Below are 14917 nucleotides of genomic sequence, written 5' to 3'. Positions count from 1 at the left end.
AAAAACTTAAGAAATTATGGCAATATTAGGAAAAAAAGCAATGAATTTTGCATACGGAATGGGAGCTGCAGTCGTGATCGTAGGGGCTCTTTTTAAAATCACTCACTTTGAATTAGGACCATTAACGGGTACTGTAATGCTTTCAGTAGGTTTGTTAACTGAGGCACTTATTTTTGCATTATCTGCTTTTGAGCCTGTTGATGATGAATTAGATTGGACACTTGTATATCCAGAATTAGCAAACGGTGTTAAAGGTCCAGCTAAAGCAAAAGCTAAAGTAGAAACTCCTACAGATACTCAAGGAATGCTTTCTCAAAAATTAGACGCAATGTTAAAAGATGCTAAAATTGATGGAGAATTGATGGCTAGCTTAGGTAATAGCATCAAAAACTTTGAATCAGCTGCTAAAGGAATTGCTCCTGCTGCTGATGGAATTGCTGCTACTAAAAAATATAGCGAAGAGTTAACAACTGCTGCTGCACAAATGGAATCATTAAACAGCTTGTATAAAATTCAATTACAAAGCGCTTCAAGAAATGCACAAATTAATGAAGAAGTTGCGGAGAACAATGTAAAATTAAAAGAACAAATGCAATCATTAACGTCTAACCTTTCTTCTTTAAATGGAGTTTATGGTGGTATGTTATCTGCAATGAGTAATAAAGGATAATTAGTTTCGAACTATTTAAAAACAACTAACTAATTATTAGAAAATATGGCAGGAGGAAAACTAACCCCTAGACAGAAGATGATTAACCTAATGTACTTGGTTTTTATCGCTATGTTAGCAATGAATATGTCAAAAGAAGTTTTATCTGCTTTTGGTTTAATGAATGAAAAGTTTGAAAGCTCTAATGAAACTTCAAAGTTATCAAATGAGCAAATGTTAATGGCTCTTGATGCTAAGGCCTTAGAAGCAAAAGGTGAATTTGCCCTTGCAGATGTTACTGCTCACAAGGTAGAAACTGCTACAAAACAATTTTACGACTATATTGGAACTTTAAAAACGGAAGTTTTAAACGGATTTGAAGTAGACTCGAAGACAGGTAAATTACCTTACGAGGAAATGGATAAAGGAGATAATATCGATAGTTGGTTTCTTGGCGAAGGATATTCTGCTAGAGGAACGGAGATTATCGCGACGATTAATAAGTACAAGGCTGATATGAAAGCAGCTGTTGGAACAGATAAAAAATATGCAGCTATTTTAAGTGACATAGATCGCAAATTTGATGTTTCTGACGTTAAAGATAGCGAAGGAGTAACAATTAAGTATTTGTCTTACCATTTTAAAGGATTTCCTGCAGTGGCATCAGTTGCTAAACTATCTGCTTGGCAAAATGATGTTAAAAAATCGGAATCTGATGTGTATAGTGCTGCATTAGGAAAGGCGGCTGTAGCTGCTGCATCTTACAGTAATTATCAGGCAATTGTTGTTTTAGATAAAAATGCTTATTTCCAAGGGGAACCAGTAACAGGTAAAGTAGTTTTGGGTCGTTATGATGAAAACACAAAACCAACAAATGTTACAGGTGCTAAATTAGATCCTGCAACTGGTCAAGCTAAGATCGCTTTGACAGCTGGTGGAGTTGGAGAGCAAAGCATTGCTGGACAATTTACTTTTGTTGAAGATGGAAAAACGATTCCTCTAAAATTTACAGGAAAATATGTTGTCGTTCCAAGACCTAATTCAGCTACTATTTCTGCTGATAAAATGAATGTTGTGTACAGAGGAGTTGTTAATCCAATGTCTATTTCGTTCGCTGGGATTTCGGATAGTGATGTTAGTGCTTCTGCTCCAGGTTTATCTAAAGTTGGAAATGGTAAATACAACATGAGCCCACAAGGTGGAAATGAAGTAGTAATCAATGTATCAGGTAAAATGTCTGATGGAAAAGTTGCAACAGATAAGAGAGTATATAGAATCAAAGGAATTCCAGGTCCAACAGGAACAATTAGAGGAGAAACAGGTGTTGTAAAAGGACCTAAGTCAAATTTAGAAATTGCAACTATTGGAGCTAAATTAGAAGATTTTGATTTTGAAGTTGGTTTAAATGTTGTTGGATTTAATTTAAAAATTACTGGTCAACCTACAGTTGTTGTACAAGGTGATCGATTAAATGCACAGTGTAAAGCGGTTCTTTCAAAAGCAGGAAGAGGGGATCAAGTGACCATTTCAGAAATTAAAACAAAGTTAGTTGGAGCAGGTAGTTATTTATTACCTAGAACTGCACCAGTTATTTTTGAAATACAATAATACAGAAGTAGGCTAATATCGCCTTCGATATTTTATAATCATACCATGATGAACGCAAAGAAATTTTTAATAGCTGTTATTACTCTAAGTACAAGTTTAACTTCGTTCGCGCAGTCTAATTTGCTTAATGCAAAAATACCTGAGGAAATAGGATTGAAAACAGCAGCACAATTGATATCTGATAACGATAAGCCTTTGGCTTATGGATATGTTCATGATAGAGATGTGTTGATGGGTAAAATGACTTGGGAAATTATTGATTTAAGTGAAAAAATCAATTTCCCTTTATACTTTCCTATTGACACAGCAAACATTGGTTCTGACAGACGTTCATTATATGATGTGTTAACTAAAGCAATTCGTAATGGAGATATAAGCGAAGTCTACTCTGATAGCTACTTCAATACTAAAAAATCTTTTAGTGATATTCAGGGTTCTTTAACTCGAATTGATACAACGGATGCCGGTAGAGAACAAGTAAACGCAGGACAAAGTGTATCTCAAGAATATATCATGAGATCTGATTTAACCGCACAAGATGTTACTCAGTATAAAATTAAAGGATATTGGTATTTTGATAAGCGTCAAAGTGAATTAAAATATCGACTTTTAGGACTTTGTCCTATTACTCCTGATGTTTATACGATGAATAGTGATGAGAAGGATTATATTGATTTATTCTGGATTTTCTTTCCAGCGGCTAGAGATGTATTACATGAAGCGAAATCTTTTAATGACAAAAACTCAGCAATGCCCATCTCGTTTGATCAAATATTAAATTCTAGACATTTCAATAGCGTTATTTATAAAGAAGAAAACGTTTATGGTGATAGAGAGATAAAAGATTACATGAAAGACAACGCTCAGAGCCAGTTACTAGAATCAGAACGTGTTAAAGAAAAAATTCGAAATTTCGAACAAGATATGTGGAATTACTAATATAGTTATCTACCTAACAAAAACTCTTACCTAACGGTAGGAGTTTTTTGTTTTATAAAAGTACCTTTGTATTTTAATTGTAGTATGGTAGATTATATTATTGTTGGGTCAGGTTTAGCAGGAATAACTTTTGCAGAAATAGCGTTGGAACATAACAAAACTATTGTGGTCTTTGATAATGGTTCGCAAAGTTCTTCCAAAATAGCTGGAGGATTATATAATCCTGTAATATTAAAGCGGTTTAGTGAAGTATGGCAAGCGCAAGAGCAACTGGATTTAATGCGTGGTTTTTACCGTACTATTGAAAATAAATTAAATGTTACTTTAGTTTTTAAAACACCTATTCTTAGAAAATTTTTCTCCATCGAAGAACAGAATAATTGGTTTGCGGCTTCAGACAAACACGCTTTAGCTCCATTTTTATCAACAGAATTAGTAAATACTAAATTTGCAGGTATTGAATCTCCCTATAATTATGGACAGGTTTTACAGTCTGGTTATGTCGATACTGCCTTGCTGCTCGAAAAGTACAAAGAGTACCTCGACGATCGAGCACTATTGATTAAAGAAACGTTTCTCTATGATAATTTGCTGTTTACTGATTCAGGAGTACACTACAATGGTATTGAAGCGAAGCAGATCATCTTTGCTGAAGGTTTTGGAATGCATGCAAATCCTTATTTTAATACTCTTCCGCTCGATGGTACTAAGGGGGAGTTATTCATAATTGAGTCAAAGGAACTTGAGTTGGATGTAATTGTGAATACAAGTGTATTTATATTGCCCCTAGGTAACAATCTGTTTAAAGTAGGAGCAACCTACAATTGGAAAGACAAAACTGATATGCCGTCTAACGAAGGGAAGCAGGAATTGATAGACAGGATTAAGGAAATCATTACCTGTGATTTTACAATCAAACAGCATTTCGCAGGAGTTCGACCAACGGTAAAAGATCGCAGACCATTAATTGGTACACATCGCGATCACGCAGCATTACATATACTTAACGGTTTAGGTACTCGTGGTGTAATGTTGGGACCTGCGATGGCCGAAGCTTTATTTGAATGGATAGAATTAAAAAAACCTCTTGATCCAGTAATTGATATCGAGCGGTTTTATAAGAAAATAAAATAGGTTTTTATTCTTTATCCCAATTAGGGTTATAAGATACAAACATGTTAATATAAATGTTTCTTGCCCATCTTAAAACGTACGGGAATAGAATAATTAGAGCAATTATAATTGCTATAAAAGCAGTTTTTAATGTAGTTCCTAAAATGACGTAGGAAATAATAAATGCGGCTATTCCTGTTGCTACATTAAGACCGTAACTTACATACATTGCCCCATAAAAAAATGAAGGTTCTATTTGATAAATTAATCCACAATGGCTGCACTTTTCGTGCATTTTCAATGTGTTTGTCAAATTAAATGGGTTTTTGTCCAAATACATGCTCTCATTCTGGCATTTAGGACAAGTTCCTGTTAAAATACTATTTAGTTTGGATCCTTTTTTTAACATTTGCAAAAATTTTAAACAAAGGTACATTTTTAGTAAATGTACCAATGTAACATTAGTCACAATATATGCTTAATATACACAATTTATCGGTTTCTTTTGGAGGTACATATTTATTTGAAGAGGTTACTTTTCGATTAGGAGCCGGAGATAGAGTTGGTCTCGTAGGAAAAAATGGTGCTGGTAAATCAACCATGCTTAAAATGTTAGCTGGAGATTTTAAACCTGATTCAGGGGTGATTTCACAAGAGAAAGATATCCGCATGGGTTTCTTGCGTCAAGATATTGATTTTGAACAAGGAAGAACTGTTTTAGAAGAAGCCTACGAAGCTTTTACGGAGATTAAGATAGTTGAGAAAAAGCTAGAGGAAATTAATCATCAGTTGGTAACGCGAACTGATTATGAAAGTGATGAATATTCTAAAATCATTGAAGATCTCTCTGATTACACGCACCGATTCGATCTTTTAGGAGGATATAATTATGTTGGTGATACTGAGAAAATTCTTCTTGGTTTAGGTTTCAAACGTGAAGTATTCAATAATCAAACAGAAACTTTTTCTGGAGGATGGAGAATGCGTATCGAATTAGCCAAATTGTTATTACAAGCTAATGATGTATTGTTGCTGGATGAGCCAACCAATCACTTGGATATCGAAAGTATTATTTGGTTAGAAAGCTTTCTTCGTAACTATCCTGGAGTCGTTGTAATTGTTTCGCACGATAAGATGTTCTTAGATAATGTGACTAATAGAACGATTGAAATTTCGTTAGGAAAAGCATACGACTTCAATAAGCCCTACTCGCAATACCTTGAGTTGCGTCATGAAATTCGTGAAAAGCAATTGGCAACACAAAAAAACCAAGCCAAAAAGATTGAGGAGACTGAAAAACTGATCGAGAAATTCCGTGCCAAAGCTTCTAAAGCTTCCATGGCACAATCGTTAATAAAAAAACTTGATAAAGTAGAACGAATTGAGGTAGACGAAGATGATAATTCAGTAATGAATATCTCATTTCCAGTTTCAAAAGAACCAGGTAAAGTGGTTGTAGAAGCAGAGAATGTGACAAAAGCCTATGGTGATAATGTGATTTTAAAAGATATCGATCTACTAGTAGAACGCGGAAGCAAGATCGCATTCGTTGGTCAAAACGGTCAAGGGAAATCTACCTTTATAAAAGCAATCGTTAACGAATTTGAATACAGCGGAAATATTAAATTAGGACACAATGTGCAATTGGGTTATTTTGCTCAAAATCAAGCCGAATATCTTGATGGCGAAATCACCCTGCTCCAAACCATGGAAGATGCCGCAACTGATACCAATCGCTCTAAGGTACGTGACATGTTAGGGTCATTTCTTTTTAGAGGTGATGACGTAGAGAAAAAAGTAAAAGTATTATCAGGAGGTGAGCGAAATCGTTTGGCTTTGTGTAAATTACTACTGCAGCCTATCAATGTCCTGTTAATGGATGAGCCTACGAATCACTTGGACATTAAATCTAAAAATGTACTAAAGGCAGCATTACAAAAATTTGGCGGAACCTTATTGCTTGTTTCTCACGATAGGGATTTCTTGCAAGGAATGTCAAATATTGTGTACGAATTCAAGGATCAAAAAATCCGAGAATACCTGGGGGATATCAACTATTTCTTAGAACAACGCAACATGGAGAACATGCGCGAAGTAGAGAAAAAAGATATTGCCAAAGCCGCTGCGCCTAAAGAAAGTAACAAGGCTTCCTACGAAGACCAAAAGAAGGGGAAATCTTTGCAAAATAAACTTAGTAAAATAGAGAGCCAAATCAAGCAACTCGAAAGGGATATCCAAAATGACGATAAGATGCTGACGTCTAATTACGATAAGCATATTGAGGACGCCGCATTTTTCAAGGCCTATAACAAGAAAAAAGCCGAATTAGATAAGTTGCTTTTAGATTGGGAAGTAGTGCAGGAGGAAATTGATTCCTTGTAGCTAATCCTGCTTTTCGTTTCAAGTCCTCCGCTGGTTGTTTGTTTTTTCACGGCACCACAAGAGCTTCTTCCAGTCGCTTTGTGTCACCCGTAAAAACGAAACAACCAGCGTCCGGGCTTTCCACTGCAATCAGGGCTAAATGTCAAAGTCAATCTGATTATCAATCAAACCAATTTTTTTAGAGTGCAGTATAGCATCGCTACTGTTCTTAAAGTAGCAAACTTCAACACCCAAACTGCTAACATTTTCAAGCGTTGATGTTACCTTTTTTTTGCGACTCCTACCAGTTTGTCTTATGTAAACCGCTTTTACAGTCAAGGGAAATATTTTGGCTATAGCCTCATATAACTTAGGATCGTGCTGTGAATCATCCCCAATAAGCACATATTTGAGGTTAGGGTAAAATTCAAGAATGTGTTTTATCTTCTCAAATTTATGGCTATGACCGCCTCTTCCAGTCCATAAAAAGTCAAGTAAGCTTGTTTTTATATCTTTTAAAAGTAAAACCGCTTTGGGTAATTGATGGAGTTCAGTGAATTTTACCAAAAAGCGATACAAATTCCATTCGCTACTCGAAACATAAAAAAAAGCATTCCATTCATCCGCCTCTTTTCGCCCCGCCGTACTTAAAGCCCTGTAATGTGTTGCAGCGTCTTCAAATATTTTACGTGATTCTACGTTTCTAGAAAGTAAATGAAAAAGTTTTTTAAGTGGATTTAAGGTATAGGATACTAAAAACGTGTCGTCAACATCAGAAATAATTCCTAATTTGCCCATTTTAGGTCGGATGTAGGACGCTCTGCTCGTTATGATTTCATTTTGGTAGGCAATACTAACTTCATAGTCTATCCAGCCATATTCTAATTGACTCAGAGGTATACAAAATTTGAAGTAACCGTCGTTTAATGTTTTAGTAACTATTTTTACTTTATTGTGTACGAGGGAAACGGTGGCATTTGGCCATGTTTTAAGCTGAAACAATTTTATAATTGATCGTGCGTTTTTAAGGTTTTTATCTAAAAAATCGTAATCAGTGGCCTTGGTTGGGTTAAAGACGTGCCCCATAACAATTAACTCTTGTTCATTAGCATAACCACGGTATAATTTTAAAATAGGCTTCATTTATTGTAGTACTTTTGTAAAGGTGTTCTAATTTAAATTTTTTTAATGAATTAAGGAGTAAATTAATGAAAAAGAATGTCATGATGATTGTCAATCCTATTTCTGGGGCGATAGATAAAGCAGAATTTATAACTGCAGCAGAACGATTTTCTCATCAAGAGGATTGCAACTTCGTAGCCTATGAAACTAAAGGCATTGGAGATGCCGTCAAAATTAAGGCATTATTTGATCAATACAAACCGGAGCGGATTATTGTTGCAGGTGGTGATGGGACTATTAAATTAGCTGCTGATGCTCTCGAAAATGAAGAGGTTATTTTTGGAATTCTCTCTGCTGGCTCAGCTAATGGCTTAGCTACTGATTTAGGTTTGCCAAAAGATTTAGAAGATTCGCTTCTGGTTGCATTTCAAAATAACTACATTGCTATTGATAGTATTTTAATAAACGGAAATAAAAGTTTACACCTAAGTGATTTAGGGCTCAATGCACTATTGATTAAAAATTATGAGAACAGCACCATTCGAGGAAAGCTGGGATATGCCATGCAAGCAATCAATACACTCTTAGAGGATGATGAACTCTTTCATGCAATTATAGAGGTTAATGGAGAACGTATAGAATGCGATGCAAGAATGATTGTCATTGCTAATTCTCAAAAATATGGAACCGGAGTTGTAATCAATCCTGATGGAAAGATGAATGACGGCTTTTTTGAATTAATTATTTTAAAAAATTTAGATTTGTTAGTTATGGGTAAAATCATAACCGGTAATATGCCTGACGATACAAATGATGTTGTAATCATATCTTCTGACAAAGCAACCATAGAAACTAATATTCCAGTTAATTTTCAAATTGATGGAGAGTATCATGGAACCGAATCTAAATTGGAGATCTCCGTTTCTTCTCAAAAAATTAAAGTAGCAATTCCTTAAAGCAAGACTACGATTTAAATGGATTTCTCTGTTGCCATTCGATTTTCGGTTCAAAGTAGCGAAAGGTTTTCGAAACCAACAAATTAACAAAATAGTTGCTATGTTTCATTAATCCGTACATCTCTAAAGGTTGTGCACCAACCGAGCTTTTGATTTCTAAAGCTGTTCTAGCAAAAATTATTTTTTTGTAGCCTTTATTGATAGAGTACGCAATCATATCATATAGCATATTCAAGTACAACATCTTTTCGCGCTGGTAATGATCGTCATACCCTAAAAAATAGGTATCGATGTCATTCCCGTTCTTAATTAAGGTATTGAAACCGATCAATTCGTCTTCGATAAAGTAGCCATAAAAAAGAAACTTATCTTTTAAAGACTCCTTAAATATTTCAAAATGGTTTTCGGGTAAATAAAAAGTGTTAAAAGGAGCATTTTTGGCCACATTCAAATACAATTCATGAATTCTAGAATTGTAAGTAACGATTTCCTCCAGGGATAATTTCCTTTTTGATATAGTATCAGCCTTTTTTCGAGCTCTTTTGTACTGATCACGGTATTTTTTATTCAAACAACCTATATAATCATCAAATGTATTTAAGTCAGCGGCGATGTTAAAGACCATATTGGGCTGAGTAGAAAATTTGTAAAAGGTCTTGAACCGGGTTAGTTTGGTCTTCTTGATTTCTTGTTCTGAAAAATCTTTAAATATAGTAAGATGTGTCTTAAATCCTTTTGCTGATAATATTCTCTTTAGTGCAATCGCAGCTTTCATTAAAATGGTAATTCCATCTGCCGCAGTAATTTGTTCACTAAAGCAGTAACCGTTTTGCCCCGTAAGCATATTGTTGCCAATAACTAGGACTTTAGAGCTAATATTTTTAAAAAACAAAATTCCTAATAGTTGTTTTTAATCGTGCATCTCTTTCTCCAAATGAATTCAGTTCACTCAAATTAATGAATTGAGAGAGCGCAATACCAACCAAATCAGAACCCTTAAAAACCCCAATAAAATGGCTTTGCATATTCGTAGGCGCTGATTTTTCTGCAATTCCCAAGTAGGCTTTCGAAAGAAAGATATTGGGTAACGCAATAGAATCCCATGCGGTGGGAAGTTGTGCAACTGTAGAATAAATTTGAAAGGAATAGGTATCAGTCAAAATTAGTAGGGACATTAATGGTAGGCAAAATTAATATTTAAAGTTAAAACTAAAGGTGTATTACTCAATTTTAATTATTTTTAAAGAAATTAGAAATTATGAAAAAGTATTCAGCAGCCACAGCAGCACCACTATTGGAACAATTGACCGATTGGAATTTTAATAATGACGGGATTGAAAAGAAATTTGTATTCGAAAACTTTGTTCAAGCAATGGGTTTTTTAGTTCAAATAGGAATTCTAGCTGAAAAGCAAGGACATCATCCTGAAATAACAAATACATACAATAAGGTTTCTTTACGACTAACCACGCATGATGCAAAAGGCTTGACAGAAAAAGATTTTGATTTAGCCTCTGCAATCGAAAAATTGTAGCAATTGGTATTTTATTTTGCCTGCTTTTGTCGTAGTTGTCAATTATTGGGGTTATCAGGGTCTAGATAGCTGTTAAACAGTTCTTTTAGAAGGATTGGCTTTTGTTTTAATTGTAAGATTTAATCTTTATTTTTACGCACAATTGTGTAGTTCGTCGATTTTATTTGTTCATTATCCTTCATGTGTGTACATTTACATAGTAGAAATCAAATAACACACGCCATGAAAAATATCTTTACTTTTTTATTTACAGTTCTAGCATCAGTAACGTTGTTGGCTAATGTATCGGTTTCTGACAAAGCTATTCTCTTGAAAATTTACAAATCTACTAACGGTGAGAACTGGAAAGTAAAGTGGGATTTAAATGCTCCAGTAAATACTTGGCACGGTGTCAAGGTAGACGGAGATAATGTAATCGCTATCGATTTGTCAGATAATAATTTAACGGGACAAATTCCAAGTGATATTACAAATTTAGTTTCCTTGCAGGAATTAAACTTACACAAAAACAATATCGAAGGTGTTATTCCTGTTACAATTTCAAATTTAAAACAATTAAAAACTTTAGATTTATCATTCAACAGACTTTCTGGTTCTATTCCAGTTACAATCGGAGAAATGACAAGTCTTAAAGATTTAGAATTGTATATGAACAAGATTTCAGGTACTTTACCTCAAACTATTGGGAAACTACAAAATCTTGAAACTTTAGCTTTATTCAATAATGAGATTGAAGGACAGATTCCAAATGAATTATTTGAAGCGAGTACACTTAAAATTGTCTTATTGAATAGTAACAAATTAAGTGGTAAATTAAGTGCTGATGTTTCTAAGTTGAGTAAATTGGAAAACTTAAGTTTATTTGAAAATAATTTAGATGGGCAAGTTCCTTTCGATTTAGAAAAATTAAAAAATCTTAAAGAAATGAATATTTCTTATAATATGTTCAGCGGTTTAGTGTCAAGCAGATTGGCAGTTTTAGATACCTTGAACCTAACAATGCTTAACGATAGAGGAGTTGCTGTTTTAATGGACGTTAAAATGGAAATCGAAAGACCTCTAGTTTCAGAAGATTAATGAGTTTTTTATGGTAGTAGATAAAGTAGATGATTGGTTATTAAATGGTTTGTTACTACTCAAATAGGATTGGTTTTAAATATAATTAGTTTAGTTTAGTTAAAGCCCACAAAGTGAAACTTTGTGGGCTTTTTTGTATTAATACCGTTTAGCCGTAGCCTAAACCTTGAATAGGGAGGTCTAATATGCTTGAAATGCTATGTTAGATTCAAAGTAAGATAAGTCCAAGAGGTAATCGGGTTTTGTTTTACATCTAATGATATTTTAGCACTTCCATAAAGGGTGTTTTTCCTAGGAGCTATTTACTTCGTCAGTTCGCTTCGCTCGTGTCCAGCTATCTGTTTCAATCTTTTACGGGGATAAAAATCCCCGTAAAAGGATTTCCACTGCTATCAGGGCTAGGGTAGTAGTAGTAGTAGTAGTAGTAGTAGTAGTAGTAGTAGTAGTAGTAGTAGTAGTAGTAGTAGTAGTAGTAGTAGTAGTTTTCGAGAATATTTATGTACCATTTAAACAACGCTGATTTATTCTCCCTACCTTGTTTTCTTTTCTACCTTATATATAGGAGGAAAAAAGCACCATTAAAACCTAACAACACGCCTCAATAGTCAAACCTCCAATGTCGAGTGCCAATGTTTCCAAACACAATTGCGTTATACATATACCTGTACATATATGTAAAGTAATTATATACGAAACCTTCTATGGTCATAAAATCTGCTAGAATCTGCGAAATCTGCGTGCTAATGTATCCAAACACAATCACAGCATACATACATATATGTACGCAATCATATTCAAAACACTTCAAAAACAATAAATCCGCTATATCCGCGTCATCCGCGTTCCAATAATTCTAAACACAATCACAACCTACATATATAGTAGCTCAGTTACCTAAATTACATATTAAAAACAGTAAACCCGCTAAATCACCCTGCCAATAGTTCTAAGCACAAGTCACTCACATATAAAATTAGCTTTCGAACACCATCCAAACACTAGCAACACAAGAACAAACCCGCTAATTCACTTACTTTTTTCTTACAAATGTAAAAATCACCAAATTTCAATAAACAGTAACAATGTTGTTTTTCAGAGTTTTAAAACGAGTGATAAAAAAAGATTAAAAAAAGTGTGTTGTAAAGTATTGTTTAACGGTAAAGACTCACTACTTTTGCACCCGCAACAGCGACAAAGTTCTTTACATAATGACAAGCAAACGAAAAGGGAGTTGAAAATTTATTTTCAAATTATTTTCAAAAAAGCTTGTGAGAAGTAAAAGAGTTTATTACTTTTGCACCCGCTTCCAGCGACACACACAGTGAGTCAAGGAGAGGAAAAAAAGATACACACGTTCGTAGACATATTGAATTGACAGCCGTTTTAAGAGAAATCTTGAAACAAAAGAATAAGAGTAATGAGATCGAGAGATTAAAAAATGAACCGATAGATCTTCAGTCAAAAATAAATAGCTTAGTAATAAGCAAATAATATACGATGAAGAGTTTGATCCTGGCTCAGGATGAACGCTAGCGGCAGGCTTAACACATGCAAGTCGAGGGGTATAGTTCTTCGGAACTAGAGACCGGCGCACGGGTGCGTAACGCGTATGCAATCTACCTTTCACAGAGGGATAGCCCAGAGAAATTTGGATTAATACCTCATAGTATTATAGAGTGGCATCACTTTATAATTAAAGATTTATCGGTGAAAGATGAGCATGCGTCCCATTAGCTAGTTGGTAAGGTAACGGCTTACCAAGGCTACGATGGGTAGGGGTCCTGAGAGGGAGATCCCCCACACTGGTACTGAGACACGGACCAGACTCCTACGGGAGGCAGCAGTGAGGAATATTGGACAATGGGCGCAAGCCTGATCCAGCCATGCCGCGTGCAGGATGACGGTCCTATGGATTGTAAACTGCTTTTATACAGGAAGAAACCACTCTACGTGTAGAGTCTTGACGGTACTGTAAGAATAAGGATCGGCTAACTCCGTGCCAGCAGCCGCGGTAATACGGAGGATCCAAGCGTTATCCGGAATCATTGGGTTTAAAGGGTCCGTAGGCGGTTTAGTAAGTCAGTGGTGAAAGCCCATCGCTCAACGGTGGAACGGCCATTGATACTGCTAGACTTGAATTATTAGGAAGTAACTAGAATATGTAGTGTAGCGGTGAAATGCTTAGAGATTACATGGAATACCAATTGCGAAGGCAGGTTACTACTAATTGATTGACGCTGATGGACGAAAGCGTGGGTAGCGAACAGGATTAGATACCCTGGTAGTCCACGCCGTAAACGATGGATACTAGCTGTTGGGCGCAAGTTCAGTGGCTAAGCGAAAGTGATAAGTATCCCACCTGGGGAGTACGAACGCAAGTTTGAAACTCAAAGGAATTGACGGGGGCCCGCACAAGCGGTGGAGCATGTGGTTTAATTCGATGATACGCGAGGAACCTTACCAAGGCTTAAATGTAGATTGACCGGTTTGGAAACAGACTTTTCGCAAGACAATTTACAAGGTGCTGCATGGTTGTCGTCAGCTCGTGCCGTGAGGTGTCAGGTTAAGTCCTATAACGAGCGCAACCCCTGTTGTTAGTTGCCAGCGAGTCAAGTCGGGAACTCTAACAAGACTGCCAGTGTAAACTGTGAGGAAGGTGGGGATGACGTCAAATCATCACGGCCCTTACGCCTTGGGCTACACACGTGCTACAATGGACGGTACAGAGAGCAGCCACTGGGCAACCAGGAGCGAATCTACAAAACCGTTCTCAGTTCGGATCGGAGTCTGCAACTCGACTCCGTGAAGCTGGAATCGCTAGTAATCGGATATCAGCCATGATCCGGTGAATACGTTCCCGGGCCTTGTACACACCGCCCGTCAAGCCATGGAAGCTGGGGGTGCCTGAAGTCGGTGACCGCAAGGAGCTGCCTAGGGTAAAACTGGTAACTAGGGCTAAGTCGTAACAAGGTAGCCGTACCGGAAGGTGCGGCTGGAACACCTCCTTTCTAGAGCCTTAATTGTTAGTTGATTTATCAACACGTTAGGGAAAAAGACGAAAAGACCTAAAGGTTTTTTAGTTTTAAGATTTTATTACTCTTGCTGTTAATTTATAAAAAAATTGAATAAAGGAATTTAAGAATAAGAGTGTCTCGTAGCTCAGCTGGTTAGAGTACTACACTGATAATGTAGGGGTCGACAGTTCGAGTCTGTCCGAGGCAACTATTTACCTTAAATAAGGAAATTCTAGAGTTGAAAAGCAACAAAAATTAGTGCTAGTCACTAATTACTGTTCACTAGTCACTCATGAAATGGGGGATTAGCTCAGCTGGCTAGAGCGCCTGCCTTGCACGCAGGAGGTCAACGGTTCGACTCCGTTATTCTCCACGAATTTGGTCATAAAGTCCAAAGTCGATAGTCCAAAGTCCTAGACTTTAAGACATTTGACTTTACGATTTTAGACTAAATAAAGTTCATTGACATATTGAGATAAGAAAAATATTAAAAAGTAGAAAGCATTTTACTTGTTTATCATTAGGCAAGTAGAAAGAACGGCAT

At 35.9% G+C, this 14917-nt stretch carries 12 protein-coding genes, 2 tRNA genes and 1 rRNA gene; 11 read left to right on the top strand and 4 right to left on the bottom strand.

Annotated elements, in window-relative coordinates; all coding sequences use genetic code 11:
- Positions 1-16 precede the first annotated feature (16 nt).
- From porL to ACZ2G0_RS00570, 4 genes are all read left to right on the top strand, one after another.
- Entirely contained in the window at positions 17-670 is a 654-nt protein-coding gene (porL, locus tag ACZ2G0_RS00585) for a type IX secretion system motor protein PorL/GldL (RefSeq protein ID WP_470308540.1), read from the top strand.
- Between the two features lie 45 nt (positions 671-715).
- Positions 716-2257 (top strand): type IX secretion system motor protein PorM/GldM, encoded by a 1542-nt coding sequence (porM, locus tag ACZ2G0_RS00580; RefSeq protein WP_470308539.1) that lies wholly within the window; start codon positions 716-718, stop codon positions 2255-2257.
- Between the two features lie 48 nt (positions 2258-2305).
- Positions 2306-3196 carry a type IX secretion system ring subunit PorN/GldN gene (porN, locus tag ACZ2G0_RS00575; protein WP_470309799.1) on the top strand — a complete coding sequence of 297 codons (891 nt, stop codon included), beginning with the start codon at positions 2306-2308 and terminating at the stop codon, positions 3194-3196.
- Positions 3197-3280: 84 nt separating this feature from the next.
- The gene (locus ACZ2G0_RS00570) at positions 3281-4330 is read left to right on the top strand and encodes an NAD(P)/FAD-dependent oxidoreductase (RefSeq protein ID WP_470308538.1); all 1050 of its coding nucleotides are present in this window, start codon (positions 3281-3283) and stop codon (positions 4328-4330) included.
- Between the two features lie 4 nt (positions 4331-4334).
- On the opposite strand, the gene ACZ2G0_RS00565 is transcribed toward ACZ2G0_RS00570, so the two are convergent.
- Positions 4335-4718, bottom strand: coding sequence for a DUF983 domain-containing protein (locus ACZ2G0_RS00565; RefSeq protein ID WP_300288190.1), 384 nt, complete (start codon positions 4716-4718; stop codon positions 4335-4337).
- A gap of 65 nt (positions 4719-4783) precedes the next feature.
- On the opposite strand from ACZ2G0_RS00565, the gene ACZ2G0_RS00560 reads away from it, so the two are divergent.
- Positions 4784-6691, top strand: coding sequence for an ABC-F family ATP-binding cassette domain-containing protein (locus ACZ2G0_RS00560; RefSeq protein WP_300288189.1), 1908 nt, complete (start codon positions 4784-4786; stop codon positions 6689-6691).
- A gap of 135 nt (positions 6692-6826) precedes the next feature.
- Here ACZ2G0_RS00560 and ACZ2G0_RS00555 read toward each other — a convergent pair whose 3' ends face one another.
- Positions 6827-7813 carry an App1 family protein gene (locus ACZ2G0_RS00555; RefSeq protein ID WP_470308537.1) on the bottom strand — a complete coding sequence of 329 codons (987 nt, stop codon included), beginning with the start codon at positions 7811-7813 and terminating at the stop codon, positions 6827-6829.
- A 65-nt stretch (positions 7814-7878) separates the two neighbouring features.
- Between ACZ2G0_RS00555 and ACZ2G0_RS00550 the strand changes: the two genes are divergently transcribed.
- Positions 7879-8748: a diacylglycerol/lipid kinase family protein gene (locus ACZ2G0_RS00550; RefSeq protein WP_470308536.1), complete on the top strand. Its 870-nt coding sequence runs from the start codon at positions 7879-7881 to the stop codon at positions 8746-8748.
- Between the two features lie 7 nt (positions 8749-8755).
- On the opposite strand, the gene ACZ2G0_RS00545 is transcribed toward ACZ2G0_RS00550, so the two are convergent.
- Positions 8756-9640, bottom strand: a complete 885-nt coding sequence (locus ACZ2G0_RS00545) for an 8-amino-7-oxononanoate synthase (protein WP_470308535.1) — start codon at positions 9638-9640, stop codon at positions 8756-8758.
- A complete protein-coding gene (locus tag ACZ2G0_RS00540) occupies positions 9630-9923 on the bottom strand; it encodes a hypothetical protein (protein WP_470308534.1) in 294 nt (97 codons plus the stop codon). Before ACZ2G0_RS00540 ends, ACZ2G0_RS00545 begins: the two co-directional genes overlap by 11 nt.
- A gap of 83 nt (positions 9924-10006) precedes the next feature.
- On the opposite strand from ACZ2G0_RS00540, the gene ACZ2G0_RS00535 reads away from it, so the two are divergent.
- From ACZ2G0_RS00535 to ACZ2G0_RS00515, 5 genes are all read left to right on the top strand, one after another.
- Positions 10007-10282 (top strand): 4a-hydroxytetrahydrobiopterin dehydratase, encoded by a 276-nt coding sequence (locus ACZ2G0_RS00535; protein WP_470308533.1) that lies wholly within the window; start codon positions 10007-10009, stop codon positions 10280-10282.
- Positions 10283-10504: 222 nt separating this feature from the next.
- Positions 10505-11359 carry a leucine-rich repeat domain-containing protein gene (locus ACZ2G0_RS00530; RefSeq protein WP_470308532.1) on the top strand — a complete coding sequence of 285 codons (855 nt, stop codon included), beginning with the start codon at positions 10505-10507 and terminating at the stop codon, positions 11357-11359.
- Between the two features lie 1494 nt (positions 11360-12853).
- A 16S ribosomal RNA gene (locus ACZ2G0_RS00525) occupies positions 12854-14367 on the top strand.
- A gap of 140 nt (positions 14368-14507) precedes the next feature.
- Positions 14508-14581, top strand: a tRNA-Ile gene (locus ACZ2G0_RS00520).
- Between the two features lie 91 nt (positions 14582-14672).
- Positions 14673-14746 (top strand) — tRNA-Ala (locus ACZ2G0_RS00515).
- The last annotated feature ends 171 nt before the right edge of the window (positions 14747-14917 follow it).

It is taken from the genome of Flavobacterium sp. KKT103, assembly GCF_055640565.1.
This window is presented reverse-complemented; position numbering and strand designations above follow the sequence as displayed.

Excerpts from the sequence above, each read along its gene's own strand:
- porN (WP_470309799.1), top strand. The coding sequence starts at position 2,306 with ATGAACGCAAAGAAATTTTTAATAGCTGTTATTACTCTAAGTACAAGT.
- ACZ2G0_RS00535 (WP_470308533.1), top strand. The coding sequence starts at position 10,007 with ATGAAAAAGTATTCAGCAGCCACAGCAGCACCACTATTGGAACAATTG.
- ACZ2G0_RS00530 (WP_470308532.1), top strand. The coding sequence starts at position 10,505 with ATGAAAAATATCTTTACTTTTTTATTTACAGTTCTAGCATCAGTAACG.
- ACZ2G0_RS00540 (WP_470308534.1), bottom strand. The coding sequence starts at position 9,923 with ATGTCCCTACTAATTTTGACTGATACCTATTCCTTTCAAATTTATTCT.
- ACZ2G0_RS00565 (WP_300288190.1), bottom strand. The coding sequence starts at position 4,718 with ATGTTAAAAAAAGGATCCAAACTAAATAGTATTTTAACAGGAACTTGT.
- ACZ2G0_RS00550 (WP_470308536.1), top strand. The coding sequence starts at position 7,879 with ATGAAAAAGAATGTCATGATGATTGTCAATCCTATTTCTGGGGCGATA.
- ACZ2G0_RS00570 (WP_470308538.1), top strand. The coding sequence starts at position 3,281 with ATGGTAGATTATATTATTGTTGGGTCAGGTTTAGCAGGAATAACTTTT.
- porM (WP_470308539.1), top strand. The coding sequence starts at position 716 with ATGGCAGGAGGAAAACTAACCCCTAGACAGAAGATGATTAACCTAATG.
- ACZ2G0_RS00560 (WP_300288189.1), top strand. The coding sequence starts at position 4,784 with ATGCTTAATATACACAATTTATCGGTTTCTTTTGGAGGTACATATTTA.
- ACZ2G0_RS00555 (WP_470308537.1), bottom strand. The coding sequence starts at position 7,813 with ATGAAGCCTATTTTAAAATTATACCGTGGTTATGCTAATGAACAAGAG.
- porL (WP_470308540.1), top strand. The coding sequence starts at position 17 with ATGGCAATATTAGGAAAAAAAGCAATGAATTTTGCATACGGAATGGGA.